Source organism: Ruegeria sp. CDSB022, assembly GCF_059611145.1.
In genome coordinates this window covers 601,005-627,387 of record NZ_JBXWOZ010000001.1, presented here as the reverse complement: position 1 = coordinate 627,387, position 26,383 = coordinate 601,005, and the positions used below count along the sequence as shown (strand labels likewise).

The following is a 26,383-nucleotide window of genomic DNA, read 5'->3' as shown; positions in this document are numbered from 1 at the left end:
TCAGTCCGTTTCACGTCCTAAAGCCTGTTGAGCCAAAGTAAGGAATTTCTGCCGAGTCTGGTCGATCTTTCGTTTGTTCAGGCTTGGGAACCACCTGCGAACTGGGATCGCCTGCTTATTTCCGAAACTGTCTATCCAGACCCATCGTCCTGAGCCGTCGGCCAGCGTCTGATAGACGATGTTGCCGGGGTTCTGGTTACTGACCAAAACGTTCTCTTTGACCAAAATATCAAAATGCGCGTTCAACGAATCCAAGTGATGCGGCTTAAGGCGACGGCTTTGGACCAAGCCAATAAGGCTGGGCGATAGCTGTCCGTCAGGCTCGGAAATCCGCTCGTACATAAGCGCCAGACCCAGGTCCGTCTGAACCACACCTCGCACCTCACATACGGGGATAGGGGCAGCGGATTTCTGGTGACGCACCATAAGATCAAACGACTCGTGAAACTCGCGCAGAAATCCTTTGAACGCCGTCGAGCGTCGAAACATCCGATCAAACCAGGTATCCGTCACAAGATGAGCTTCGTCATCTATCGTCTGAGGTTGCGGGATCTTCAGCAGAGTGTCCGGCAGATCAGGGTGTTGATAGACAAATTGCCGATTACCCTGCGCGATGATCTTACGATCTTTCAACGACAACAGATTTTCGATTCGAGTTTTTTCCATTTGGCTTAACTATAGCGGTTTTGCATTGGAACCAATTATCCGCAGGTGGATAGCTCAAAACAAAATGAAAAAGCCGTCCGTATTGGAACGGACGGCTCGTGGTTTCTAACGCCTGAATGCTGATCAAACTCTGTTTTTCAGTCGTTACTCTTCGTGGACCAGCTTCCAAGCACCGTTTTCAACAACACTCACAAACACCGTATCGGCACCCTGGTGGTCGTCCGGCGAAAACGAGATGTGGTTTCCAACCAGTTCGTCGTTGTAGTCGAGTGTCTCCATCGCAGCGATAAAACTGTCATGAGTCAGATCGGGGCCGGCGGCGTCCAGCGCCTTAACCATCATTTCAGCCGCAGAATAGCCCAACATCGCAAATCCAACGGGGTCTTCGCCTGTTGCAGCCTTATACTCTTCGATGAAGGCTGCAGGGGCCGGTTGATCCGCGCGGGCCCACAAGTCCAGCCATGAGGCGGCGGCATAAAAACCATCCGTCACGCCACCCGGCACCTGGGCAACGACGGTCAGGAAGCTGGCTGATGTTCCCAAGAATTTCATATCCGTTAGACCCATCTTTTTGGCGGTGCCAACCACAGTGATCGCCTGCCGAACCCCAAGGGCCATGGTGACGATGTCGCAGCCTTCATCTCTGAGCTTGCTCAGAGAGCCCACGAAATCGGTCTCATCGGGCTTGTGGGTGGTTTCTGTGCCAAAACCGATCCCAGCCTCTTCGGCACCCGCCTTGCTGCCTTCCAGAATCTCCTCGCCGAAATCGGTGGGCAGATACATGGTGCAGACTGTTTGCGATCCGAATTCGCTGGCCAGATAGTTCACGCCGACACGCGCCTGATCGAAATAGGTGGAAAAGGACGTGAATTTGTTGCGCACTGGTTCTTGCAGCATTTTCTGCGACGACGTCAAAGGCGCGACATTCGGAATGCCCTTGGGATCCAGCAGTTTGAATCCGGCCAGGTTCATCGGCGTACCCAGAGATTGCAACATCGCAAACACCTTGTCGCGGTTCAGCAACTTGTTGTAGCCCTGCATCGCGCGCGGCATCTGATAGCCATTATCCTCAACCACAAAACGGATAGTCCGACCGTGAACACCACCTGCAGCGTTCACGCGGTCGAACACTACATTGGCGCCTTTGGTGGCTGGGACACCAACAGCGGCGAAGATACCGCTCAGATCATTGACCGAGCCAATTACGATCTCATCATCCGTAACACCCTGTGTCTGAGCGCTGGAGAGTGTCGCGACAGCCGTCAAAACTGTGGCAGCGGACAGCCGTTTAATCAGATTCCTCATTATAATCCTCCCTTTGGATAACGTTTTGTCTAATTGTACATGTCTTCAATAAGATGTTCGTGTTTCTTTTCCACAAAGCTGCGCTTGAGCTTCATTGTGGCCGTCAGTTCGTCATCATCTGCCGTCAGCAGAACATCTATCAGGCGGAAATCCTTGATCTGCTCAACCCGTGCGAAATCCTTGTTTGCGGCCCCCACTTCGTCTTTGATCTGGTCCCGAACCTCGGCGGAGGCACAAAGAGAGGCGAAATTCGAGAAGGGGACCTTTCGATCCTGCGCAAATTTCTCCACGTTTTCCTGATCTATCATGATTAGTGCAGTCAGGAACTTGCGCTTATCGCCAATTACAACTGCGTCCGAGATAAAGGGGCTGAACTTGAGACGGCTTTCAATCTCGGCCGGGGCGATATTTTTGCCGCCCGCCGTGATGATAAGATCTTTGAGGCGACCCGTAATGGTCACGAAACCGTCTTGGTCGATCTGGCCCATATCACCAGTACGCAACCAACCATCGGCAGTGAAAGTCTCGGCTGTTTTGGCGTTGTTTCGCCAGTAACCCTGAAAGATGTTCAACCCTTTAAGCTGAATCTCTCCACCTTCGGAAATACGGACGTCATTAACGGGCACAGCCTTTCCAATGGTTCCGATCCTGTTGTTTCCAAGTGTATTCAATGTCGCCAGGCCCGATGTTTCGGTCATACCAAAACCTTCGACCAGAGGTACACCAATGGCCCAGTACCATTTCAGCAAGTCCGCCGAAATCGGGGCGGCGCCGCTTCCACCGCGCCGCATATTGTCCAACCCCAGCATCCGGCGCAGGTTACGCAGTACCAAACGGTCCCAAAGCCAGTACTGCGCGGCAACACTGGCCGGGACCGGCTTGCCCGCCAGGATATATTCGGCACGTGCCAGACCCGCCTTTACCGCCATTTCAAAGGACGCGCGCCCGGTCGAGGTTGCATCCTGGGCCATGATCTGAACCTGAGAATAGATCTTTTCCCAGACACGCGGGACCGCCGTAAACGTCGAAGGAGAAACCTCTTGCAGATTTGCGAAAACAGTCTCGGGGCTTTCGGCAAAGTTGACGACAGATTTCGTTGCCAACGGGAAATATATGGAAACATCACGCTCGAGGATGTGGCAGAGCGGCAAAAAGCACAGCTGTTCATCTGTTTCCAACGCAGGCAAGGAATGGGCGCCGGCTTCGATTGCGGCCAGGATGTTCTCGTGGCTCAGCATTGCGCCTTTTGGCATGCCGGTCGTGCCGGACGTATAGACAAGAAGGGCGGTATCCTGCGGGGATGCAAGCGCGATTTCTGCGTCAAAGCGGTTCGGCTCTTCTCGCTCGGTTTGCTGACCTAGCTCATAAAGATCGCTGATCATCATGCAGCGGTCATGGTCCAGATCATGCAGACCTTCATCCTCAAGGATGATAACCTTCAAAAGATTGGGAAGATCGTTTTCGACCTCAAGAAACTTGTCCAACTGCTCTTCATTTTCGACCACCAGAAAACGGCTGTCACTGTCATTGATCAGATATTTCAGTTGCGCGGCCGAATCCGTCGTGTAGATGCCCGAGGCGATCCCCCCGACGCCCTGAATGCCCATATCGAACCAGGCCCATTCTTTTCGGTCTTCGGACAGGATCGATACGACCTCACCACGTTTCAAGCCCAGCTTTTGCAGGGCGAGGCCTATCCATTTCGCGTGCTGCCAGTAATCCGCCCAGGAATAGGATTTCCAGATACCGAAATCCTTTTCACGATGCGCCGTACGCGCGCCCAAATTGGTACAACGCTTTTGAAATAGTTGCCCGATGGTTGTGCATTCATCTACATAGACCGGTCGCTGACCGGGATTTGCGTTGTACTGAACACCGTTGATCATGATCTGAGAGGGCAGGGTGCTTATATTCATGCTGCTCACCTCCACGTCTTCTTGCGTTTCCAGCGGCGGTTTTCACGCGCACCTTCTTCCTGCACGCCCAGATAGAAATTCTGGATATCTTCTGACCGCATCAGTTCATCCGCAGCGCCATCCATGACAATGCGCCCAACCTCCATGACATAGCCGTGATGGGCCAGTTCCAGCGCAGCATTGGCGTTCTGTTCAACCAGCATCATCGTCATGTTCTGTTCATCATTCAGGCGCTTCAGGATTCCGAAAATCTCTTGCACAAGCAAAGGAGACAGGCCCAGCGAGGGCTCGTCCAGTAACATTATCCTTGGATTTGCCATCAATCCCCTCCCGATTGCCAACATCTGTTGTTGGCCTCCGGATAAGGTCCCCGCCTCTTGATTGCGGCGTTCTTTCAGGATCGGGAAGTATGAAAAAACCAGATCGCGATCATGATCAATTTGCCCCCGGTCCGACGAGGTATAGGCCCCGAGACTCAGGTTCTCATCCACGGTCAAAAGGGGGAATACTTCGCGCCCTTCGGGTACGTGGACGACGCCTTTCTGCACAACTTTATGTGGCTCGGCCCCTTGAATTTCGACCCCGTCAAAGCTGATCTTGCCCTTTTCTGGGTCCATTACGCCGGACACGGTTTTCATCAATGTAGTCTTGCCGGCCCCATTAGCCCCAAGGATCGACACGATTTTACCCGGATGCACATCCAGCGACACGCCCCGGATTGCCATGATTGGCCCGTAAAAACTTTCGACATTGCGAATGGTCAGGATCGGATCGCTCATGACACTTTCCCTAGATAGGCCTCAACCACTGCCGGGTGTGACTGTACCTGCGCAGGGGTTCCCAGTGCGAGCATTGCCCCATCCGCCATTGCAAGGACCCGATCCGAGACGCCCGAGACCAAAGCCATGTCATGTTCGACCATCAGCACCGTAATCCCCATCTGCCGCCGGATATCATCTATCCACCAGCGCATATCGGTCGTTTCCTCGACCGACAGCCCCGAGGCCGGTTCATCCAGCAGTAACAACTTGGGATCGGTGGCCAGGGCGCGGGCAACTTCAACCACTTTGCGCACACCGTAAGGCAGGCCGGATATCATCTTGTCGCGATAGGCCTGTAGATCAAGAAAATCTATGATCTCTTCCACATTTTCACGGTTTTCGATCTCTTGCCGCCGGGCCGACGGCAGAAACAGCACCTCGGATAAAAGTTTTGTCTTGCGGTGCCGATGACGCCCGACCAACAGGTTCTGCAGAACAGTGGCGTGTTCGAACAGTTCGATATTCTGAAACGTCCGCGCAACACCAAATGCTGCAACGCCTGACGGTTTCACCTGCAGCAAGTCATGCCCGTCATACCGGATTGAACCCTCTATTGGTTCATAAAAGCGCGAGATCAGATTGAAAACGGTCGATTTACCCGCGCCATTGGGGCCGACTATGGCAAAAACCTCGCCGTCTTCGACTGAAAAGGACAGGTCGTTCACAGCCGTGACGCCACCAAATTTCAAGGTGACATTCTTAAATTCAAGCAGGCTCATCTCAGACGCTCCGTCTTGAGATAGGATTTCTGACGTTTGAACATGTCCTTGCGATAGAAGGGAAACAGTTCGAACCATGTCCGGATCTTCAGCCAACGTCCATACATCCCCATGGGCTCAAACAGGATAAAGGCGATCAGGATCATGCCGAAGATTCCAAATTCCAATCCCGGAATTGCGACGGTGCTGCCCCCGAAAACTGCGCCGACATACTCTTTTGCGATCGACAAAAATTGCGGCAGAAACCCTATGACGACAGCGCCCAGGAATGCCCCGTGGATTGAGCCCAGACCACCGATCACGATCATCATCAGCAACTGAATTGAGATTAGGACACTGAATGTCTCGTTATTGAACGCGCCCGAGAACATCCCCATCAGAGCACCTGCCCAGCCGGTCACGGCGCAGGACAGGGCAAATGAAATCATCTTGGTCTGCGCAATATCAACACCCATCGCCTGGGCCGAGACCTCAGAATCTCGCACGGCGATGAAACTGCGCCCAAGCGGTGCGCGCAGCAGGTTGATATAGCCCAGAGTGACCAGAACCGCGACTGCAAGCACCAGCCAGAAGAATTGGACCGGCGTAGCCCAGCGATCGACCATGAATCCAAATATCTCGACCCCGCCGATATATTTACCGGCGACCCCGCCGGTGATCGGCTCGGCCAGGACAATCACGTCATCCATCAGGATCGACAGGGCCATGGTAAAGATTGCCAGGTAGATACCGTGAAGGCGCAGGGCCGGGATAGCAACGGTCACCCCTGCTATCCCGGTCAGGATACCGGCGATCGGGAAGGCCAGCAGGAATGGCAAGCCTGCCTCAATCAAGATGATATTCGCATAGCACCCAAAGGCCAGAAAAGCCGCATGCCCAAGGCTGACCTGTCCGGTATGGCCGGTCAGAATCATCAACCCAAGACCTGCAATCGCCCAGATCAGAACATTTGTCAGCTCACCCAGATAGAATGCGTCCAACCACCACGGAGCGGCGATCACGACGCCTAGAAGGATCAGGTATAGGCTCAGTTGATACCGGTCTTTCCAAGGCCGGATATCTTGCATGTAACTGGTCTTGAAAATGATCCGCATCGCTTAAACCTTTTTGACCCTAACTTGGCTGAACAGCCCATTGGGGCGAAAGATCAGGACAGCCAACAACAGCGCATAAGGTGCAATCTGACTGTACCCAGCAGCGATATACCGACTGGCAAACGGTTCGATTACGCCAACGATCAAACCTCCGGCCAATGCTCCAGGTAAACTTCCGAATCCGCCAATGACCGCAGCGGCGAAGGCCTTAATGCCCAGAAGTCCGGTTGCCGGGTCCACGGATCCTTTGGCGGCAAACAAAATGCCTGCGATACCCGCAACCACGCCGGCCAACGCCCAGATGAAACCCTGCACACGTTTTACCGGGATTCCCATATAATAGGCCGCCAACTGATTTTGTGAGGCACCCTGCATTGCAAGCCCAAGCTTGGTACGACTGAAGAACTGGTACAGCCCCCAGGTCAGCAGAACGGTAACGACAATAACCGCCACGTCCTCCATCCCCAGTACAAGGCCACCAAAACGCACTTCTTTTCCGGCCAGTGGATTCTGCAGCGTCTGCGGTTCGTGCCCCCAAATCAGACCAGCGACAAATCGGATTACAAAGCCCAGGGCGATGGTCAGAATGACCACAGCCGTCTGGCTTTCCCCGAAAAGTCGCCGAATGATCAACCGGTCCAGCAAGTACCCCAGCGCGCCCATGATCCCCAACGAGATCGGCAAGGCCAGCCAAAAAGGCAGCCCCATATATTCGGCATTTGTAAGCCCGATGGTAACAAAGGCGCCCAGCATCATGAGGTCACCCTGTGCGAAGTTCACTGCCTCGGTCGCCTTGTAAATCAGAACAAATCCGAGCGCGATCAGCCCATAGACACAGCCATTCGCCAGCCCGCTAATCAGCAGCTGCGCATTATCCAAACTCACCTCCCTATACCGGTTGCTCCGGGTTCATTTAGATCCCGGGCCTCCTCCTTAGCCCGGGGTTTGTACTACTATGGCGTGATAATTACCTTTCCGTCACTCTTTTGCAGTGCATCAACCAGCCCGGACATAACATTTTTTAATGTAAGCTTTTCTGAAACATCTGTTTTCCAACGCCCGTCCGCAAAGCGGGCCTGAACCTCGGCAACGACACGTACCACATCTTCGCGAGGCGTCGCTGTCATCCATTGTGTCAGCCAAAACCCTTCGATTTTCTTACCCATAAAGATGAGCTGTCCCGTCTGCGTTAGTTTGGGCAGTTCAGGGCTGAGCTTGCCATAACACACCCAGCGCGCACCTTTCGGCATCGCACAGAAAATCTGTTCGGAAATCTGGTCGGCGACGGCATCCAGAAAGACCCGAGGTTTAAGCTCTTTGCTAAGCGCTGCGAATTTCTGCAGCATGTCGGGGTCTGATGTTACCAGCACGTCATGCGCGCCCAGCTCTTTCAATGCAGCAACGGTCTCAGCGCGTCTCACGATCGCAATCGGCTTGAGCCCAAGATCGCGACCGAGGCTGCACATAAGCTTGCCCAACTGACTGGTTGCGGCAGATACGATAAAAGCATCTCCGGCCTGACGCGCCAGATCGACCATCGCCATGGCCGTCATCGGGTTCACAATCTGTGCTGACCCATCGTCATCCGAGATATCCGGGCGCAGTGGAATACACATTTGTGCATCGGTCAGAGCGTACTCGGCCCACGCACCGGAAAGAGTGGCCATGAATGCCACGCGCTGTCCCTGCAAACCCTCGGCTCCGGCACCGGTGGCGACGACGTCTCCACATCCCTCAAACCCGGCCGGAGATCCCTTTACCCTAGGCTGCCCGTATTCACCCTTGATAAAATGCAGGTCGGACGGATTAACCGATGACGCCCTCAGACGGATCAGAACCTGTCCTGCGCCCGGCTCGGGCACAGGCATTTCCGTTTCGGCCAGCCAATCAGACGCATTTTGGATGCTGGGACCAGTGGCTTTGCCCGAATACCCATGATGAGTTTGAACGATCGCAAACATGGAAGAGGGAAGGGGGGTCATGTGCGTACCTTTTCTGAACGATAGGAAACTGTCGGGTCCTGCTTGACTGCATCAAACCAACAATTTCGAAAATGATAGCCATGATCGACATCAACCGTGGCATATGTGTTCAGATCAGCCAAGCAAATGGCTAAAGGCGCGTCAATCGAACTATTCTTTGACGTAGGGAAAGACCGCCTGTTTCGGCGGTCTTTCTAATTCTTACTGACCAGTCAACAGGGCCTGAAGTTCCTGAATTTTCAGCGCGATTGTTGCAGGTGAGGCTTTGATATCATCGAGAATACCAACCGCTTTTACCTTCAGTTCTTCTGCCAGTGTGCTTTCCTGAACTGAGGCCACCATGGCGTCATAGTCAAAGTTATCAACACTCATAGCGCCGCTCTCAACCCAGGAATTCAGCAGCTCTTGCCCCTGGTTGGTGAGGGCAGCGACCTCTTCTCCAGCCTGATCGGCCAGCTCAGTCGCTGTTTCACCAGCTTGAGTGGCTAAGTCAGACGCGGCTTCGCTGGACTGTTCGACGATTTCAGCCGCCTGTTCCGTAACGGAAGACGCAGCTTCGCCAGCCTGTTCAGTAACCGATTCTACGGCTTCGGACACGGCGTTTCCGGTTTCTTCAGCGGCGGCTTGCGGCTGTTCGACCGGAGCGGCAGGTTGATTCAGATAGTAATAGATTGCGGCGCCAACGCCGGCGACGACGACCCCTAGCAAGATTATACGCGACATGGGATTCTCCTTTGAAATATGTGTCGCCGAGATGGGGGGAAACTAGCGGACTGGAAAGGGGAATTCGTGGAACATCCTCTCAGAACAAGGGATTGAGCCAGTGTACGCCGATCTGGGCCGATCCCATGGCAATAACACGCCAACGTTGAACAACCAGTGGCCGAGATGCCATTCTTGTCAACCAACCCACAGGGTCGCACAAATGCCTGTTCGACAGGGAAGCACAGAGGCTAAGAATTCTCGTAGGAAGGCGCGCAAAGCGAATAAGGCGACAAAGACCTGCATTTCAGGTGCTTGAGCTAAATTCCGGAAAGCTGGTTGCCAATCATGCGCTGAATGGCTGATGGCGGAGAGACAGGGATTCGAACCCTGGGTGGGCTTGCACCCACAACGGTTTTCGAGACCGCCCCGTTCGACCACTCCGGCACCTCTCCGCGGGGGTCTGTGAGGGGGGGATTTAGTGATGAACACCCGGGGGTGCAAGCAGAAAGTTTCATAATTTATCAATCCCAGGATTTTCCGTTGCCAGATGCCGCAAAACCCCTAGGCTTCTGTACATGAGACATTTTACGCACCACATGACCACCGCCCTTTCGCTGTTTCTTTTCACAGTATTCATGTTGCCAATCCCGGCATCCGCTGCCGGGCGCGATAGGATCGAGGCATTCTTGACCACGACCGGTTTCGACGTTGCCCTTGAAAGTATTGCTCTGGCCTCGGCCTCGGCACCTCAGATGCTGGGTTTTGACCCCGATGGATTCGGGTCGGACTGGGCGCGGCTGACCGAAGAAGTTTTCGATACCAAAGACATGCATGAAACTGCAGTTTCGATTTTAGAGCAGACGCTCAGCGATCAGGCGCTGAATCACGCGGTAGAATTCTATGCATCAGATCTGGGTCAACGACTGGTCTCTGCTGAAAACGCTTCCCATCTGATCGAGGATGACGAAGCGAAACAACAGCAGGGGCAAGAGATTGTCGCTCAACTTGTCCGCGAAGGCTCTCAACGTGTTGAGAGTCTAAAAAGGATGAACACTGCCATCGATTCAAGCGGTACTTCTTTGCGCGCCCTTCAGGAAATACAAATCCGGTTCCTCCTCGCCGCCAGCGCTTCAGGTGTGATCGAACTGCAGTTGGATGCAGATGAATTGCGCGCAATGATGAAACAGAACGAAACCGGGATGCGACAGGCCTTACAGCTTTCTGCACTTGCCGGTGCTGCTTATACCTATCAGGATTTCTCGGATGCGGATGTCATCACCTATGTCGAGGCGTTGGAACAGCCTTTAATGCAGGAAGTCTACGAACTTTTGAACGCCATTCAGTATGAGATAATGGCTATGAAATTCGAAGTCCTGGCAACCAAAATGGCCGAGCTTCACCCCGCACAGGACATCTGATGCGCATTCTGATCGTTTTCGCCCTAATCTTCTGGGCCACATCATCCGGCGCCGTGGAAAAAGCGGATCGGCTGGCGCAGGCAATGCGTCTGGAGAACCTGATCGAAATCCTCCTGTCCGAAGGCGGAAAGATGAGCCAAGAGATGGACGCCACTTTGTTGGATGGCAACGGTGGCGCTCTGTTCGAAACTCGGGTCGAGGCGATTTATGATCCCGATTGGATGTATGATCAGTTGGTCCAGGGATTCCGGCAAAGCCTGGATGAAGTGCATTTGGAACGCGCCATCGCCTTTTTTGAAAGCGATCTTGGCCAGACCATCGTTTCCCTTGAGAATTCCGCACGGCTTGCATTTGTTGATCCGGCAATCGAAGACTTGGCAAAACAGGCCTATTTCGAAAACACCAAAGACAGCATGCAGTTCAAACTGGTCGAAGAGTACATACTGGCCAACGACCTGATCAAACAGAACGTGCGGAGCGCTTTGAGCGCGGATTACAACTTTTTCAGGGGGATAAATGACGGCCAGGTTCTCGATGACAGCGACCTTCTGGACAACCTTCTGCTGCAAAAGGACGGGATCGAGCAAGAGACAGAAACCTGGCTGTATTCCTTTCTGTTGATGGCCTATAACCCTCTGAGCAACGCCCAGATGCGCAAGAACATCGCGTTTTCTCGAACGGATACAGGGCAAGCGCTGAACAGCTCACTGTTCGAGAGCTTCGACAGTATGTATGATCAGATCTATTACGATCTGGGAAAGGCGGTAGCGGCTGTCTTACAGGGCTCTGATCTTTAGTCGCCATTTCATGTTGACTTTCCCCTGCAATCTTTGGATAAGCGCCCATCCCGGCCGGAATCTCCGCGCCGGGTATCGTTATTGTTGACCCAAGGGGCTGATCCATGGGTCATTCACACAGCCCGAAAAGGGCGCGCTGTTCGAGGTGGCTGAGGCCGAAAACTCCCGCAAGGGGACCACAGAACGCGGGTTAGACAAAGGAAAGACGCATGTTTGCGGTCCTCAAGACTGGCGGCAAGCAGTACAAGGTTCAGGCGGGTGATATCCTCCGCGTTGAAAAATTGGCTGCCGACGCAGGTGAAAAAGTTCAATTCAACGATGTTCTGATGCTGGGCGGTGACGCTCCGGTTGTTGGTGCACCGTTTGTAGATGGTGCAGCCGTTCAGGCCGACGTGATCGAACAGATCAAGGGTGACAAGGTCATCAACTTCGTCAAGCGCCGTCGTAAGCACAGCTCGAAGCGTACCGTTGGCCACCGTCAGAAGCTGACCCTGGTCAAGATCACCGACATCCTGTCGTCGGGCGCTGACAAGTCGGGCATCAAAGCTGCAACCGGTTCCGCGCCGGCTGGTGAAGCTGCACCCGCAGCGAAAAAGCCCGCCAAGAAAGCAGAAGCCAAAGCAGAGGCACCCGCCGCTGTTGCTGCTGCAGACGATCTGACCGCGCTGAACGGTGTCGGCCCTGCCGCTGCCAAAAAGCTGAACGAGGCCGGTATCGAGAGCTTTGCCGCTCTGGCCGCCTTGTCGGACGAGCAGATTGCTGCTATCGAAACGGTCAAAGTGAAACCCGAATGGGTTGAGCAGGCCAAAGAGCTTGCTAAAGGCTAAGGAGAGAGAGAATGGCACATAAAAAAGCTGGCGGTTCCTCCCGTAACGGTCGCGACTCAGCTGGTCGCCGCCTTGGCGTGAAACTATATGGTGGCCAGGCCGCCATTTCAGGCAACATCATCGTGCGTCAGCGCGGCACCAAGTTCTGGCCGGGCGAAGGCGTAGGCATTGGCAAAGATCACACCATCTTTGCAACTGTTGATGGCGCTGTGAAGTTCCACAAAGGCCTCAAAAACCGCACCTTTATTTCGGTCCTGCCAGTGGCGGAGGCCGCAGAGTAAGCCGAAACCCATAAGGTTTGAAAATTCTTGGGGGACCGGCAGAAAATGCCGGTCCCTTTTCTCGTTTTAACGCAGGTTCGATCAAACAGTCCGATGACAGTCGCAACCACCAGTTTCCTGATCTTTGCCGCCAGTCAGGTCGGCACGCCGGGACCGGCCAATATGGTCCTGCTGGGAACCGGTGCGCGTTACGGGTTTCGGGCAGCGCTGCCTTTTGTGGGCGGCGTCATTCTGGGCAAGCAGCTAATCATCTGGCCGGTGGGCTTTGGGTTGCTGCAATTGGCGGATCAGGCGCCGGCGGTGTTTGCTGTTCTGAAATACGCCTCGGCGGCCTATATCATGTGGCTGGCCTGGAAGATCGCCAACACGCGGCTGTCCCGGCAAGAGGCTGATGGCGCAGCGCCAGGGTTTCTGGCTGGATTGATTGTTCATCCGCTCAATCCCAAGGCCTGGGCCATGATCGTTGCGGGGTTCACGGGGTTTGTCGCCATCGGAACACCAACTTTTGAGGCAACGCTCGCAATCGCGGCTTGTTTGTTGATTTGTCAGGTGATTCTTCACCCAATCTGGACATTTGCCGGGGATAGAATTGCCCACGCGGTTGAAGGTCGGCCGATGGAAAAATATCTGATGTGGACGTTAGCAGGTCTCACTGTTGCGTCTGTACTTTTTGTGTTGTTCGGAGGAGGAACGCACCTATGAAACTTGAGACGATCATAAACCAGCCGGTCATAGAAACCGAGCGGTTCGATCTGCGCCCTCTGCGCCGGTCGGATCTGGGTCTCATCGAACATTATGCCGGAGATGAGCGGGTTGCGCGTATGACGACAAGGATTGCGCATCCTTTGCCGCCCGGCGCGGTTGAGGCCTTTGTGACCCGGTCCATGGCCGAAGACCGCAGCGAGGATGTCTGGGCGATGGACGCGACCAAGGATGGCGGTCCGGAGCTGATAGGCCTAATCTCTCTGGAACGCCTGGATCGCAACCAATCCGAGGTCGGCTATTGGGTGGCTCCTGTCTATTGGAACACCGGGATCGCATCTCTGGCGGTCGAAGCACTGGTTGTCGCCAATCCGCTTGAAAACACGTCGATGTTCGCAAGCGTATTTCAGGACAATCCAGCCTCAGCCAGGGTGCTGACGCATTGTGGTTTCGAATACCTGGGTGATGCCGAAATCTATTCAGTGGCGCGTGATGCGAACGTGCCCACTTGGACATACAGTAAAAAACTCTGACTTGTGGCCGGTGGGGCCTTTGCAGTAGGGGACAGTCATGAAATTTCTCGATCTTGCAAAGGTCTACATCCGGTCCGGGGCCGGCGGTGGCGGCTGCGTCAGTTTTCGGCGCGAAAAGTACATTGAATACGGCGGTCCCGATGGCGGGGACGGCGGTAAAGGTGGCTCTGTCTGGGTCGAAGTTGTGGATGGGTTGAATACCCTGATCGACTTTCGCTACCAGCAGCATTTCTTTGCCAAGAACGGTCAGCCTGGCCGAGGGCAGCAGCGCACCGGAAAAGATGGTGATGACATCATTCTGCGCGTCCCGGTCGGCACTGAGATCCTGGACGAAGACGAAGAAACCGTCATCTGCGATCTGACAGAGGTGGGCCAAAGGGTCCTTCTGGCCAAGGGCGGCAATGGCGGTTTTGGCAACCTGCACTTCAAATCGGCCACCAATCAGGCCCCTCGTCGGGCTAATCCGGGTCAGGCAGGTATCGACCGCACGATCTGGCTGCGCCTGAAACTGATTGCCGATGTCGGCCTGTTGGGGATGCCTAATGCTGGCAAATCGACCTTTCTTGCTGCGACATCGAACGCACGCCCCAAAATTGCCGATTACCCTTTTACCACCTTGCACCCCAATTTGGGCGTTGTGGGTGTCGACAATGTGGAATTCGTGGTGGCTGACATCCCCGGTCTGATCGAGGGCGCACATGAAGGACGTGGCATCGGAGACCGTTTTCTGGGCCATGTCGAACGCTGCGCGGTATTGCTGCATTTAGTTGATGGCACCTCGGAAAGTGTGGCCGAAGACTATCGCACGATCATTCACGAGCTTGAAGCCTATGGTGGTGAGTTGGCCGATAAGCCTCGCATCACCGTCTTGAACAAGGTCGACGCCCTGGATGACGAGGAACGTGAACTGGCCAAGGCCGAGCTTGAAGAGGCCGTCGGAGGCCCCATAATGGCCATGTCTGGTGTGGCGCATCTGGGTGTAACCGACGTCCTGCGGGCTTTGCGCGGTCGGATAGACGATGACCGCGTGCGCCAGAAACCCGCCGAGGAGGAACTGCCTTGGCAACCCTGACCGCAGCCAAACGCCTCGTGGTCAAGATCGGATCCGCCTTGCTGGTGGATCGGAACACAGGGTTGCTGCGATCTGATTGGTTACATTCGCTTGCTCAGGACGTCGCATGGCTAAAGGGGCAGGGGACCGACGTCATTCTGGTCTCATCGGGGTCAATCGCATTGGGGCGTGGCGTTTTGGGTCTGCCCCTGGCCACGCTTCCGTTGGAACAGTCTCAAGCCGCCGCCGCTGTCGGGCAAATCCGGCTGGCCCGCGCCTATGAAGAAGCGCTGACGCCTCACAACATTACCACTGCACAAGTGCTCGTCACGCTGGAGGATAGCGCGGATCGTCGCCGCTATCTGAATTCACGCGCCACCTTGGAAACGCTGCTGGGGCTTGGAGTCGTTCCGATTGTCAACGAAAACGATACAGTGGCAACGGATGAGATCCGATATGGCGACAATGATCGTCTGGCCGCTCAGATCGCCGTCACTGTTGGCGCTGATCAGCTGATCCTGCTGTCGGATGTTGATGGCTTCTACTCGGCCAATCCAAATGAGGATGCCTCTGCCAGGCGGTATGACGTCATCGAAAACATCACGCCCGAGATTGAGGCGATGGCGGGTGATGCCGGTTCCGGCCTATCAAAGGGCGGGATGAAGACCAAACTGTTGGCGGGAAAAATGGCCACGGCTGCTGGTTGCGATATGGCGATCACCGAAGGATCCCCTCTGAACCCGTTGAAAACGCTTGAAAACGGCGCGAACTGCACATGGTTCACAGCGACAGTTGACCCGCATGCCGCCCGCAAACGCTGGATTTCCGCGATGAAACCCCGAGGTGAGATCGTTGTGGACGCGGGGGCCGCGCGGGCGCTGAGCAATGGCAAAAGCCTTTTGCCAGCAGGAATAGTCGAAGTATCCGGAGATTTCGGGCGCGGTGATCCTGTTTCGATCATGGACCAACAGGCGCGACGGCTTGCGCAGGGGCTCAGCCGCTATACCGCACAAGAAGCAGACGCTATCAAGGGGCGCAAATCGACCGAAATCGAAGCCACTCTAGGCTATCCTGGCCGCGCGGTGTTGATCCACCGCGATGATCTGGCTGTTTGACAAATTGACTGAAAGGCACCTGAGATGAAGGATTTCGACAGCATCCCCGACCTGATGACCGATCTTGGGAAACGCGCCAAGGCCGCCGCTGCCGAGCTGGCATTTGCAAGCGCCGAGCGTAAACATGCTGCCCTGATTGGGGCCGCCGAGGCTGTTTGGGCCAATCGTGAACAGATCATTGCGGCCAATAAGAAAGATATGGAATTCGGGCGCGACAAAGGGTTGAGCCCGGCGATGATGGATCGCCTGATGCTGGATGAGACCCGCATTCAGGGCATGGTCGACGGGCTGCGCGCCGTTGCAGAGCAGGCCGATCCTGTTGGTGAGGTTCTGACCGAATGGGACATGCCCTCGGGGTTGAACATCCAGCGTGTGCGGACACCTTTGGGGGTTATCGGCGTGATTTATGAGAGCCGCCCAAATGTTACGGCGGATGCGGGAGCGTTGTGCCTGAAGTCCGGGAACGCGGTCATCCTGCGCGGTGGATCAGAAGGCTTTCATTCCTCGTCAGCCATCCACGCGTGTTTGGTTCAGGGCTTGAAATCGGCGAACCTGCCCGAGGATGCCGTTCAGCTTATCCCAACCCGCGACCGGGCGGCGGTTCAGGAACTACTGACCATGACCGATTATGTCGACGTGATCGTTCCCCGTGGGGGCAAAGGGCTGGTCGGGCTAGTCCAGCGCGAGGCCCGCGTGCCCGTGTTTGCCCATCTGGAAGGCATTGTGCATATCTATATCGACAAGGCCGCTGACCCCCAAAAGACGCTCGATGTGGTTTTAAACGCCAAAACCCGTCGTACCGGAATCTGCGGTGCTGCCGAATGTCTGCTGATCCATCAGGATATCGCTGAAACGCTGGGACGGGATGTCATATCGGCGCTTCTGGCCGCAGGTGTCGAAGTACACGCCGAAGGTACTTTGGCCGTTGATGGCACTATCGCGGCCACTTCTGATGATTGGGGCAAAGAGTTTCTGGATAGTATCATCGCGGCCAAGCCGGTGACTGATATCGACGCCGCCATTGCTCATATCCGCAGGTTTGGGTCGAACCATACCGATTGCATCATGACCGAGGATCCCGCTGCAGCTGCCCGTTTCTTTGAACGGCTTGATAGCGCGATCCTGATGCATAACGCCTCAACCCAATTCGCCGATGGCGGTGAGTTTGGCATGGGGGCCGAGATCGGCATCGCCACCGGAAAGATGCACGCGCGCGGCCCCGTAGGTGCGGCTCAACTGACCAGTTTTCAGTATCTGGTGCGCGGTTCAGGGACTGTTCGGTCTTAAAACCGGATTTCGACGCGGGTTGAGGCCGTATCGGTCGCGACCCGCCGTCCAATCGACGATGCGGATTCAGGCAGCAGCGCAAATTGAACCTGCGCAGGGGTGACCTTGTTGGTAAACCGTCCGCTGGGCAGGTTCTTCCATAGCTCGGCTTCCAGCTTCATTTTGTCCGCGGTCCCTGTCACAGACCAGTTCTTCCCATCGTTTACGATCGTTACATCCCCGCCAAATGGCATCGCGCTTTCGCAGCACATCAACGCCAGAAAGGCCAGTTTCACCTGATTACGCGGCACCGCTTCGGTCAGGTTCCAGTTGACACGAACACGACCTGCGCGTTCGACATCATTCAACAGCTCTAAAACCTCGGCCCGCCCAAGGGGATGATGGCTGGCCGACCCAAAAGCGACCCTGAAAAAGCGGATGCGTGCGCCGGCGCTGCCGACACTTCCCGCGATCAGTTCCATCTCGGGGCCTTGCACCGCGCCAACCATTTCAAGCAGCTCCAAGCCGTTGGTGATCGCCCCGATCGGGCTGATCAGATCGTGGCAGATCCGCGAGCCGATCAGTTCGGCCAGGTTGACGTCCGAGTCGCTCATGCGTACCTCCTGCTGTATCTGCCACCGGACCGGAGCCCCTTGATGACAGATCTGAATGCCATTCTTGCACCGGGCATGTATGTCCGCCACCCCGATTTCCCCGATTGGGGCGTTGGACAGGTACAATCCAACATCGCAGGTAAGATCACCGTAAACTTCCGCGAGCAGGGAAAAGTGGTAATCGACGGGACACGCATCGCCCTGATGCCGGTCTTTGATCCGTGAAACTGGTTTAAGAAAGGTTAACGTTTGATCGAAGCGCTCTATGTTGCCATTCCCCTGAAACCTGCGGTATCAGCGCGGAAACAATACGGAACCTCTGATGCCGGACGCAGGCCCTTCTTTCACCGTCAAACTCGCCGAAAATGACACCGAATTGCGGGCTGCACAGCGGTTACGCTATGACGTGTTCATACGTGAACTGGGCGGCGGTGGGGAAATGGTCGACCACAATGCCGGGCTGGAGCGCGACAGGTTCGATCCCTATTTCGATCATATGTTGGCGATTGACGATCAATCTGGCAAAGTTGTTGGCGTTTACAGGCTGTTACCAGGTGATCGTGCTTCTGAAATCGGACAGTTCTATTCCGAAGATGAATACGATCTTTCCATCTTGAAACAAGGCGGACGCAAGCTGTTGGAGTTGGGACGTTCATGTCTACATCCCGATTATCGCGGCGGCACTGCAATGTATCACCTGTGGAATGGCTTGGCCGCCTATGTCGCCGAGCGCGAGATCGAGGTCTTGTTTGGCGTCGCCAGTTTCCACGGCACCGATCCTCAAGCTCTGGCTCAGCCTTTGTCCATGTTACATCACAATCACCTTGCGCCTCCGGACCTTCGGGTTCGGGCTCAGCCCGAAGTGTTCCAGCCCATGGATATGCTGGATAGCGATAAACTGGATCGGCGCGCAGCGATGGTGCAGGTTCCAGCACTGATAAAAGCATACCTGCGTCTCGGCGGGTTTGTGGGCGAGGGTGCCTTTATCGACCATATGTTCAATACCACCGATGTTTGCCTTATCCTCGACACGGCGCGGATGAATGAGCGACAACGGCGCATCTATGGCGGAGCGTAACGTGATGAGTGACGCCTCATGGCACAGTGAAGACGCACCTGACCCAATCAATCTGGGGGTCTGCGGATGGCTATTGGTCTTCCTTCGGGGTTTACCACTTGCTGTATTTGTATTCAGCGGGCTGATTGTCCTGCTGATCCTTCGCATGATCGAGCGCCCGCTCTATGGGGTTCACCGTCCGGTCACGCCCTTCATCACGCAGTTCGTATGCCGTAATGCGTTCCGGATTCTCGGGATTAGCTACCTTACAACCGGAGAGCTTATGACCCAGCGTGGTGCGGTTGTTGCGAACCATTCCTCGTGGCTTGATATTTTTGCGCTGAATGCCCGTAAGAGGATCTATTTTGTCTCGAAGGCCGAGGTAGCCAAATGGCCCGGTATAGGCTGGCTGGCGCGAGCGACAGGTACTGTTTTCATCGAGCGCGACCGCAAGAAGGCACGCGAACAGACACTTCTGTTTCAGGAGCGCCTGACAGCCGGTCACAAGCTGCTGTTTTTTCCAGAGGGTACGTCGACCGACGGTCTACGGATTTTACCATTCAAAACAACCCTTTTTGCGGCATTCTTCACTGAAGATCTACGCGATTTCATGTATGTTCAACCGGTGTCGGTCGTTTACCATGCACCTAAGGGTGAGCCTGACCGGTTTTATGGCTGGTGGGGTGACATGGATTTTGCACCGCATCTGTTAAAGACTTTGGGAGCACGTCGCCAAGGTGGCGTAGAGCTAATTTATCATTCGCCAGCCAAGGTCAGCGACTTTGAGAACCGAAAGGTCCTGGCCGCCTATTGCGAAGATACCGTGCGTCAGGCGCACAGTATTGCGCGGCTTGAAAAATAGAGCGATTGGCCCTTGCACTGCCTGAATACCTGCCGTATACGCGCGCCATTCAAACCCGCAGGCGGGGTTTGGGCTTTATAGGGGAGACATCCTTATCTGGCCCGCCGGTTGGAGCATCCGCTTCTTTCACCCCCGCCGAGGCGTAAACCGGAAAAAGGAAATAAAGCATGGCTCTTCCCGAGTTCTCCATGCGTCAGTTGTTGGAAGCTGGCGTTCACTTTGGTCACCAGACGCAGCGTTGGAATCCCCGCATGGGCCCGTTTATCTACGGCTCGCGCAATGGCATCCACATCATGGACCTGACCCAGACCGTTCCGATGCTGGACCAGGCTCTGCAGGCTGTTCGTGACACTGTTGCCAAGGGCGGCCGCATTCTGTTCGTAGGCACCAAGCGTCAGGCCGCAGGCCCAATCGCCGAAGCAGCTGAAAAGTCAGCCCAGTACTACATGAACCACCGCTGGCTGGGCGGCACCCTGACCAACTGGAAAACCGTTTCCCAGTCGATCAACCGTCTGAACCAGATTGACGAAGCCATGGAATCGGGCGCCGAAGGCCTGACCAAGAAAGAGCGTCTGGGCATGGAACGTGACCAAGGCAAACTGCAGGCTTCGTTGGGCGGTATCCGCGAAATGGGTGGCGTCCCGGACCTGCTGTTCGTCATCGACGTCAAAAAAGAAGCACTGGCCATCGCCGAAGCCAACAAGCTGGGTATCCCGGTCGTGGCAGTTGTCGACACCAACTGCTCGCCCGATGGTGTGGATTACATCATCCCTGGCAACGATGACGCAGCCCGCGCGATCTCGCTGTACTGCGATCTAGCAGCACGTGCCGCTCTGGACGGCATGACCGCTCAGATGGGTGCAGCAGGCGTTGATCTTGGCGCATTCGAAGAAGCACCGGTTGAAGAAGTCGTTGCGGAAGAAGCACCCGCAGCAGCAGAAACACCTGCCGAAGCGTAAGCTGCCCGTCACGTAAATGACATCTGGGGCAGGGTATGACCTGCCCCAATTCCGTTTGAATTGAGGAGAGCCAAAAGATGGCAATCACAGCAGCAATGGTAAAAGAACTGCGCGACACCACTGGCGCAGGCATGATGGACGCGAAAAAAGCGCTGACCGAAACCGGCGGCAACATGGACGAAGCCGTTGATTGGCTGCGCACCAAAGGCTTGGCCAAAGCGGCCAAGAAATCGGGTCGTACCGCGGCGGAAGGTCTGGTTGCCGTTCACGTAAACGGCAACAATGGTGTTGCAGTTGAAGTGAACTCGGAAACCGACTTCGTCGGGAAAAACGCCGAATTCCAGGAAATGGTTGGTAAAATCGCATATGCCGCAGAAGGCGTCGACAATGTCGAAGCTCTGCTGGCAGCTGATCTGGGTGGCAAAACAGTTGCGGAAACGCTGACCGACAAGATCGCCACCATCGGTGAGAACATGTCGGTGCGCCGTATGTCCAAACTGTCGGGCGACACTGTTGTATCTTACGTCCATAACGCAGCCACTAACGGCATGGGCAAGATCGGCGTTCTGGTCGCTCTGACCGGCGGTGACGAAGCCATCGGCAAGCAGATTGCGATGCATATCGCGGCTGTGAACCCGGCAGCTCTGTCCGAGGCAGACATGGACCCGGCGATCGTCGAGAAAGAAAAGCAGGTCCAGATGGACATCGCGCGCGAATCCGGCAAGCCGGAGCAGGTCATCGAAAAGATGATCGTTGGTCGCATGAAGAAGTTCGTCGCTGAATCGACCCTGTTGAACCAGCAGTTCGTTGTAAACCCTGACCTGACCGTTGAGGCCGCTGCCAAAGAAGCAGGCGCGACCGTCACCGGATTCGTGCGTCTGGAAGTTGGCGAAGGCATCGTTGTCGAAAAAGAAGACTTTGCCGCTGAAGTTGCAAAAGCAGTTCAGGGCTAAGCATCACAGGCCCTGAACAGGGCCTGTATCAATCTGAGAAACCGGGTACGCCATGCGTATCCGGTTTTTCTTTGCCCTTAGTGTAGAAATGATGCCAAGAAACGAAAAAGGACGCCGAAAGCGTCCACAAGTTAAACCTAGTTTAAATGAGGGGCCCCGCAAAGATGGGGATGGACGAGGCCCCCCAAAATTCCGACAAAGAGACGCGGACAAATAGGCGCCCTATTGTCAGAGCGATCGGAGAGCTTTGTTATTGCAAAGATCCGACCAAATGTTCCCAGGCTAAAGCCACCACTCACGGAACAATACCACTTTGCAACTTTAGCGTTAGATTCGGAAAGTCATGTTTTCCTTACCCTAGGTAAATTGACGCATATTCGCGTCACTCCCTGAGTCAAACCCCAACGATGAACATCTGATTTTGAAGAGATGCTTTCAAAACTGCCTGCGCCGTTGTCTCGACCACGAGGGCCTCGCGCGCCAGACGCAGATGCTTTTCGACAGTGGCCGAAGTCAGCCCCATCAGTATCGCAATGTCCTGAGTTGTTTTGCCGTCGCCGACCCACTCAAGCGCCTCACGCTGACGTTTTGTCAGGGCGCGATTTGGTGCGTTATAGGGCAGGGTGAGGATTTTCAGATGAGCAACGTTGTTCATCAGAAGAATATCCTGGCCAAATTCCTCCCAGACAGCGTCCACATCGTCTTGTGTACGCGATCCATGCGCTGAAAGCGAAATTGCCCCTTTCGACCGAACCGAAACCGAGTCGAAACTGACCGTATAGCCGGCGACGACACCTTTGGTTTTGTTGAACTCGATGACGTCTCGCTCTTTTGCGGTCAGGGTGCCATCAGTCATCAGATCCTGGGCGATCCTCCAGCTTGCGGCCCCTTCATTATGCAAAGCCCATTTCAGCATCGGAGCATGGAAATACAACCCGCCTCCCAGAAACCCATCCAGGTAATCTTTGCTGTGATTGGTCAGGATTACAAAATCCTCGGGATCCCCCAGCGACGTTTCGGTGCGATATCGCGTATATCCGTACAGCAAACGATCGAACCCATATTCTGCCATTTGCCGGCAATGGGCATCCCAGAGCTCTTCCAGGGTTTTGGTATAGCTGAGGAAATTCAGATACTCAGAAAGCTTCATAGCGATCATTCACCCTGTAAATGGGACCGCAACGCATCCAGCGCCAGCACATATCCCTGCGGACCCAATCCGCAAATCATGCCTACTGCCACACGTGAGATATAGGATCGGTGTCGAAACTCCTCACGCGCGTGGATATTGGACAAATGAACCTCGATGACCGGCAGCTCAACCGAGGCGATTGCGTCCATCAGGGCAATCGAGCTGTGCGTATAGGCACCTGCGTTCAAAACAATGCCGTCCTGCACACCTTTGGCGGCATGAATGGCATCAATCAACGCGCCTTCGTGGTTGGATTGGAAATGAATCACTTCCATCCCGATAGACTTACCGTGTTCGAGGCACATATCCTCGACCATTTGCAGCGTTGTGCTTCCGTAAACCTCGGGCTGTCGCGTGCCCAGCAGATTGAGGTTCGGACCATTCAGAATAAGAGCTTTATGCATTGTTATACTGTCCCCATAACAAGGTTCTTAAACGTGAACAGGTAGAGATGTCCACCGAACCTGGATCATGCGTCAGAACCGCGGCCTATAGGACACGAGGCTGAAGTTTCAGATATTGGCTGGCTATGCCATGGTCACGACAATTTTCCCAAGGGCCTTTCGGCTGGCCAGAAGGTCTAGCGCCTTTTGGGCTTGATCCAGAGGGATTTGCGCACTGATCTGTGGTTTGATCTGCCCTTTGGCGTATAACCCGAACAAATCTTCCATGTTTTTGCCATGTCCTTTCGGGTCGCGAAACACCGAGGCGCCCCAGAAAACACCGACAATTTGACAACCCTTAAGCAGAGGGAGGTTCAATGGTATCTGAGGGATTCCGGCTGGGAAACCGACGACCAGGAATCGCCCCTTCCACCCCAAGCTGCGCAGCGCTGGCTCTGAATAGGCACCGCCAACGGCATCGTAGACGACATCAACGCCCTGACTACCGGCTAAGGCCTTGATGTCCGATCCAAAGGCCTTTTGCGCCTGTTTGTCCATGTCGCGCGCGTAAATGATCGTTTCGTCCGCCCCGATCTGACGACAGAAATCTGCTTTGTCCTGCGATGAGACTGCCGCAATAACCCGAGCCCCCATGGCATTGGCTAGCTCAATCGCAGCCGTACCAACTCCGCCCGCTGCACCCAGAATCAGGACCGTTTCCCCTTGTTGCAGCGCAGCGCGGTCCTTTAGGGCGTGATATGAGGTGCCAAAGGTGAAGATAAAGCTCGCCGCGTCCTCAAATGGCATTGAGCTCGGGAATTTAACAGCTGTCGCCGCTTTGACCGCCAGATGTGTGGCAAAACCTCCGTGTCCGGTCAGGGCCAGCACACGGTCGCCAACGTTAAAGCCCGAAACACCTTCGCCCAGCCCGATAACCTCGCCAGCGATTTCACCTCCGGGGGCAAACGGTCTTGGTGGCTTTATCTGATACAGGTCGCGTATCATCAGTGTATCCGGGAAATTAACGCCTGCGGCCCGCACGCGAACAAGCAATTCGCCCATGCCCGGCGACGGATCGGGCAGGGTGGTCAGTTCCAATGTCTCCGGTCCGCCCGGAGCGACGCTGAGTAAGGCTTGCATGTTTACGCTAATGTCCCTGTTATTCGGTAAGGAGGAACTTTTGGCGTACTGTTCTGAGTTGTCAAGAAACCACCCAGCACAACCGGGTTAGGCGTTACCCTTGACCGACAAATGAGACAGTTTGCCAAAATCAAAAACCGAGGAGCAGGTCATGACCCCCGAAACTCTTTTCTCATTGCAGGGCAAAACCGCTCTGGTCACGGGTGGGGCCACCGGAATTGGCCGAATGGCAGCCGAGGCGCTGGTCCGGGCGGGTGCACGTGTACTGTTGGCATCTCGTAAAGGTGACGCGTGCGAGGCGGTCGCGGCCGAATTGAACGCACTGGACGCCATAGGAACCGCCGAAGGGTTTGCCGGTGATGTCGGATCAAAAGAGGGTGTCGACAATCTGGTGGCCGAAGTGCTCAAGCGCACGGACCGGCTGGATATCCTCATGAACAATGCCGGTGTTTCCTGGGGCGCACCGATGGGTCAGTTTCCCTACGAAGCCTGGGAAAAAGTCATGTCGATCAATGTGACAGGAATCTTCGAACTGACCCAAAAACTGTTGCCGATTCTGATGTCTTCCGGGACTGCCGAAGATCCATCCCGCGTCGTCAATGTTGGATCGGTTATGGGCGAAGTTCCTATGGGCGACGGTGCGTATAGCTACTCTGCCTCAAAGGCGGCTGTGCTGCATCTGACCAAAATCATGGCCAAAGAACTTGCTCCGCATCACATCACCGTCAATGCGCTGGCGCCTGGACCCTTTGTCTCTCGGATGACGGCCTTTGCCACATCTGACGAAGGGACGCGCAAAAAAGTCGGCAAATCCGTACCCTTGGGTCGCGTTGGACGTGACGAGGATATCGCAGGCTGTATGCTGTTCCTGTGCGGTCTGGGTGGCAGCTATGTCACCGGCGCGGTGATCCCGGTTTCGGGCGGGATCAATGTTGTCACCGCCGGCAACATCTTTGCTGAAGCACTCTGAAGCATCGGCCAAAGGGAGCCACAAAATGGACAGCGCAATTCTGGATCTGAAACGCGTCGATGCCTATCTCGGCACGCATCTCAAAGGGTATCGGGGTCCGTTGGAGGCGAAAAAATTCGAGGTTGGCCAATCAAACCCAACTTTTGAGTTAAAAACGCCTGAGAATTCCTATGTCCTGCGCCGCAAGCCGCCGGGCGTGTTGCTAAAATCCGCCCATGCCGTTGACCGCGAGTTCAGGGTTCAAAGTGCTCTGGCCGACAGCGATGTGCCTGTACCCAAAATGCTGCTGCTTTGCGAGGATGATGACGTCATCGGGTCGGCGTTTTATGTGATGGAGCATTTCGATGGCAGGACTTTTCTTGAACCCACAATGCTTGGTGAAAGAACCGAAACCCGCACGGCAATTATCGACGAGATGAACCGCGTTCTGGCGGCGCTGCATAAGGTCGACATCGATTCTGTTGGTCTGTCCGACTATGGCCCGCCGGGAAGCTATTTTGAGCGTCAGATCGGGCGGTGGACGAAACAATTTCGGGCGTCCGAAACCACTCAGATTCCGGATATGGATGCCTTGATCGAGGCTTTGACCAACGCAACCCCCAAGGATGATGGTCAGAGAACGCTGGTTCACGGTGATTACCGCATCGACAATCTGATGTTCGAAAAGCAGGGCACCCGCTGTCTGGGCGTACTGGATTGGGAATTGTCGACAATCGGGCATCCCTTTGCCGATCTCGCAGCCGTTATCATGCAATGGCAGATGCCACCTGGAAAAGAGGGGCGGGGTCTGGCTGGTATAGACCGGTCCTCGCTCGGCCTGCCATCCGATCAGGCTTTCATTGATCAATACTGCGAGCGCCGCGACCTGCCCGGAATTGATAACTTTGGGTTCTATCTGGCGTTCAATTTCTTCCGAATGGCCGCGATCTTGCAGGGTGTTTATAAGCGGGCGCTTGACGGTAACGCCTCTGATCCGAAAAGAGCTCATATTTTTGGTAGTTACGTTCCTAAGTTTGCACAACGAGGGCTGACTGCATTGGGCCGAGGGTGAAACC

General features: G+C 55.0%; 29 protein-coding genes and 1 tRNA gene. 16 read left to right on the top strand and 14 right to left on the bottom strand.

Annotation, left to right across the window (positions count from 1 at the left end; translation table 11 throughout):
* The 10 genes from AC2FIZ_RS03145 to AC2FIZ_RS03100 form a co-directional block, all read right to left on the bottom strand.
* Positions 1 to 666 (bottom strand): YrbL family protein, encoded by a 666-nt coding sequence (locus tag AC2FIZ_RS03145; RefSeq protein ID WP_281994629.1) that lies wholly within the window; start codon positions 664 to 666, stop codon positions 1 to 3.
* A gap of 144 nt (positions 667 to 810) precedes the next feature.
* A complete protein-coding gene (locus AC2FIZ_RS03140) occupies positions 811 to 1,971 on the bottom strand; it encodes an ABC transporter substrate-binding protein (RefSeq protein ID WP_281994628.1) in 1,161 nt (386 codons plus the stop codon).
* Positions 1,972 to 2,000: 29 nt separating this feature from the next.
* Positions 2,001 to 3,887 carry an AMP-dependent synthetase/ligase gene (locus AC2FIZ_RS03135; protein WP_496790592.1) on the bottom strand — a complete coding sequence of 629 codons (1,887 nt, stop codon included), beginning with the start codon at positions 3,885 to 3,887 and terminating at the stop codon, positions 2,001 to 2,003.
* Positions 3,888 to 3,892: 5 nt separating this feature from the next.
* Positions 3,893 to 4,666 (bottom strand): ABC transporter ATP-binding protein, encoded by a 774-nt coding sequence (locus tag AC2FIZ_RS03130; RefSeq protein ID WP_281972114.1) that lies wholly within the window; start codon positions 4,664 to 4,666, stop codon positions 3,893 to 3,895.
* Positions 4,663 to 5,427 carry an ABC transporter ATP-binding protein gene (locus tag AC2FIZ_RS03125; RefSeq protein ID WP_496790590.1) on the bottom strand — a complete coding sequence of 255 codons (765 nt, stop codon included), beginning with the start codon at positions 5,425 to 5,427 and terminating at the stop codon, positions 4,663 to 4,665. The genes AC2FIZ_RS03130 and AC2FIZ_RS03125 overlap by 4 nt, the downstream gene beginning before the upstream one ends.
* A complete protein-coding gene (locus AC2FIZ_RS03120; RefSeq protein WP_142633851.1) occupies positions 5,424 to 6,521 on the bottom strand; it encodes a branched-chain amino acid ABC transporter permease in 1,098 nt (365 codons plus the stop codon). The genes AC2FIZ_RS03125 and AC2FIZ_RS03120 overlap by 4 nt, the downstream gene beginning before the upstream one ends.
* 3 nt (positions 6,522 to 6,524) lie before the next feature.
* Complete coding sequence (locus AC2FIZ_RS03115; protein ID WP_281994624.1) at positions 6,525 to 7,400, bottom strand: branched-chain amino acid ABC transporter permease; 876 nt, start codon at positions 7,398 to 7,400, stop codon at positions 6,525 to 6,527.
* A 74-nt stretch (positions 7,401 to 7,474) separates the two neighbouring features.
* On the bottom strand, positions 7,475 to 8,503 hold the full coding sequence (locus AC2FIZ_RS03110; RefSeq protein ID WP_496790589.1) for a zinc-binding dehydrogenase: 1,029 nt from the start codon (positions 8,501 to 8,503) through the stop codon (positions 7,475 to 7,477).
* Positions 8,504 to 8,704: 201 nt separating this feature from the next.
* The gene (locus AC2FIZ_RS03105; protein ID WP_281972111.1) at positions 8,705 to 9,226 is read right to left on the bottom strand and encodes a hypothetical protein; all 522 of its coding nucleotides are present in this window, start codon (positions 9,224 to 9,226) and stop codon (positions 8,705 to 8,707) included.
* Positions 9,227 to 9,570: 344 nt separating this feature from the next.
* Positions 9,571 to 9,660 (bottom strand) — tRNA-Ser (locus tag AC2FIZ_RS03100).
* 144 nt (positions 9,661 to 9,804) lie between these two features.
* On the opposite strand from AC2FIZ_RS03100, the gene AC2FIZ_RS03095 reads away from it, so the two are divergent.
* The 9 genes from AC2FIZ_RS03095 (at position 9,805) to AC2FIZ_RS03055 (ending at position 17,219) form a co-directional block, all read left to right on the top strand.
* Positions 9,805 to 10,626: a DUF2059 domain-containing protein gene (locus AC2FIZ_RS03095; RefSeq protein ID WP_271948056.1), complete on the top strand. Its 822-nt coding sequence runs from the start codon at positions 9,805 to 9,807 to the stop codon at positions 10,624 to 10,626.
* A complete protein-coding gene (locus AC2FIZ_RS03090; protein WP_281994622.1) occupies positions 10,626 to 11,423 on the top strand; it encodes a DUF2059 domain-containing protein in 798 nt (265 codons plus the stop codon). The genes AC2FIZ_RS03095 and AC2FIZ_RS03090 overlap by 1 nt, the downstream gene beginning before the upstream one ends.
* Positions 11,424 to 11,632: 209 nt before the next feature.
* The gene (locus AC2FIZ_RS03085) at positions 11,633 to 12,250 is read left to right on the top strand and encodes a 50S ribosomal protein L21 (RefSeq protein WP_271947092.1); all 618 of its coding nucleotides are present in this window, start codon (positions 11,633 to 11,635) and stop codon (positions 12,248 to 12,250) included.
* Positions 12,251 to 12,261: 11 nt separating this feature from the next.
* Positions 12,262 to 12,531, top strand: a complete 270-nt coding sequence (rpmA, locus tag AC2FIZ_RS03080; RefSeq protein ID WP_120635433.1) for a 50S ribosomal protein L27 — start codon at positions 12,262 to 12,264, stop codon at positions 12,529 to 12,531.
* A gap of 93 nt (positions 12,532 to 12,624) precedes the next feature.
* Complete coding sequence (locus AC2FIZ_RS03075) at positions 12,625 to 13,233, top strand: LysE family translocator (protein WP_271947094.1); 609 nt, start codon at positions 12,625 to 12,627, stop codon at positions 13,231 to 13,233.
* Positions 13,230 to 13,766, top strand: a complete 537-nt coding sequence (locus tag AC2FIZ_RS03070; RefSeq protein ID WP_142633834.1) for a GNAT family N-acetyltransferase — start codon at positions 13,230 to 13,232, stop codon at positions 13,764 to 13,766. Before AC2FIZ_RS03075 ends, AC2FIZ_RS03070 begins: the two co-directional genes overlap by 4 nt.
* 37 nt (positions 13,767 to 13,803) lie before the next feature.
* Complete coding sequence (obgE, locus tag AC2FIZ_RS03065; RefSeq protein WP_142633832.1) at positions 13,804 to 14,838, top strand: GTPase ObgE; 1,035 nt, start codon at positions 13,804 to 13,806, stop codon at positions 14,836 to 14,838.
* Complete coding sequence (proB, locus tag AC2FIZ_RS03060; protein WP_496788581.1) at positions 14,826 to 15,932, top strand: glutamate 5-kinase; 1,107 nt, start codon at positions 14,826 to 14,828, stop codon at positions 15,930 to 15,932. The genes obgE and proB overlap by 13 nt, the downstream gene beginning before the upstream one ends.
* 24 nt (positions 15,933 to 15,956) lie before the next feature.
* Positions 15,957 to 17,219, top strand: a complete 1,263-nt coding sequence (locus tag AC2FIZ_RS03055; RefSeq protein ID WP_496790588.1) for a glutamate-5-semialdehyde dehydrogenase — start codon at positions 15,957 to 15,959, stop codon at positions 17,217 to 17,219.
* Here AC2FIZ_RS03055 and AC2FIZ_RS03050 read toward each other — a convergent pair.
* Positions 17,216 to 17,812, bottom strand: a complete 597-nt coding sequence (locus AC2FIZ_RS03050) for a histidine phosphotransferase family protein (protein WP_496790587.1) — start codon at positions 17,810 to 17,812, stop codon at positions 17,216 to 17,218. The genes AC2FIZ_RS03055 and AC2FIZ_RS03050 overlap by 4 nt on opposite strands.
* 42 nt (positions 17,813 to 17,854) lie before the next feature.
* Here AC2FIZ_RS03050 and AC2FIZ_RS03045 point away from each other — a divergent pair, with 42 nt between their 5' ends.
* The 5 genes from AC2FIZ_RS03045 to tsf all read left to right on the top strand — a co-directional run bounded on the left by AC2FIZ_RS03045 (position 17,855) and on the right by tsf (position 21,643).
* Complete coding sequence (locus AC2FIZ_RS03045) at positions 17,855 to 18,037, top strand: DUF3553 domain-containing protein (protein WP_008756567.1); 183 nt, start codon at positions 17,855 to 17,857, stop codon at positions 18,035 to 18,037.
* Between the two features lie 97 nt (positions 18,038 to 18,134).
* Positions 18,135 to 18,890 carry an L-ornithine N(alpha)-acyltransferase gene (gene olsB, locus AC2FIZ_RS03040; protein ID WP_281994620.1) on the top strand — a complete coding sequence of 252 codons (756 nt, stop codon included), beginning with the start codon at positions 18,135 to 18,137 and terminating at the stop codon, positions 18,888 to 18,890.
* A 4-nt stretch (positions 18,891 to 18,894) separates the two neighbouring features.
* On the top strand, positions 18,895 to 19,731 hold the full coding sequence (olsA, locus tag AC2FIZ_RS03035) for a lyso-ornithine lipid O-acyltransferase (protein WP_496790691.1): 837 nt from the start codon (positions 18,895 to 18,897) through the stop codon (positions 19,729 to 19,731).
* Positions 19,732 to 19,898: 167 nt separating this feature from the next.
* Complete coding sequence (gene rpsB / locus AC2FIZ_RS03030; protein ID WP_142633821.1) at positions 19,899 to 20,690, top strand: 30S ribosomal protein S2; 792 nt, start codon at positions 19,899 to 19,901, stop codon at positions 20,688 to 20,690.
* Between the two features lie 77 nt (positions 20,691 to 20,767).
* The gene (tsf, locus tag AC2FIZ_RS03025; protein ID WP_142633819.1) at positions 20,768 to 21,643 is read left to right on the top strand and encodes a translation elongation factor Ts; all 876 of its coding nucleotides are present in this window, start codon (positions 20,768 to 20,770) and stop codon (positions 21,641 to 21,643) included.
* 394 nt (positions 21,644 to 22,037) lie between these two features.
* On the opposite strand, the gene AC2FIZ_RS03020 is transcribed toward tsf, so the two are convergent.
* The 3 genes from AC2FIZ_RS03020 to AC2FIZ_RS03010 all read right to left on the bottom strand — a co-directional run bounded on the left by AC2FIZ_RS03020 (position 22,038) and on the right by AC2FIZ_RS03010 (position 24,358).
* Positions 22,038 to 22,793: a LuxR family transcriptional regulator gene (locus AC2FIZ_RS03020; protein ID WP_142633818.1), complete on the bottom strand. Its 756-nt coding sequence runs from the start codon at positions 22,791 to 22,793 to the stop codon at positions 22,038 to 22,040.
* A 5-nt stretch (positions 22,794 to 22,798) separates the two neighbouring features.
* A complete protein-coding gene (gene aroQ, locus AC2FIZ_RS03015; RefSeq protein ID WP_271947108.1) occupies positions 22,799 to 23,239 on the bottom strand; it encodes a type II 3-dehydroquinate dehydratase in 441 nt (146 codons plus the stop codon).
* A gap of 123 nt (positions 23,240 to 23,362) precedes the next feature.
* Positions 23,363 to 24,358 carry an NADPH:quinone oxidoreductase family protein gene (locus tag AC2FIZ_RS03010; protein ID WP_496790585.1) on the bottom strand — a complete coding sequence of 332 codons (996 nt, stop codon included), beginning with the start codon at positions 24,356 to 24,358 and terminating at the stop codon, positions 23,363 to 23,365.
* Positions 24,359 to 24,509: 151 nt separating this feature from the next.
* Here AC2FIZ_RS03010 and AC2FIZ_RS03005 point away from each other — a divergent pair, with 151 nt between their 5' ends.
* Positions 24,510 to 25,328 (top strand): SDR family NAD(P)-dependent oxidoreductase, encoded by an 819-nt coding sequence (locus AC2FIZ_RS03005; protein WP_496790583.1) that lies wholly within the window; start codon positions 24,510 to 24,512, stop codon positions 25,326 to 25,328.
* Between the two features lie 25 nt (positions 25,329 to 25,353).
* Positions 25,354 to 26,379: a phosphotransferase family protein gene (locus AC2FIZ_RS03000; protein WP_281994617.1), complete on the top strand. Its 1,026-nt coding sequence runs from the start codon at positions 25,354 to 25,356 to the stop codon at positions 26,377 to 26,379.
* Positions 26,380 to 26,383: the final 4 nt, after the last annotated feature.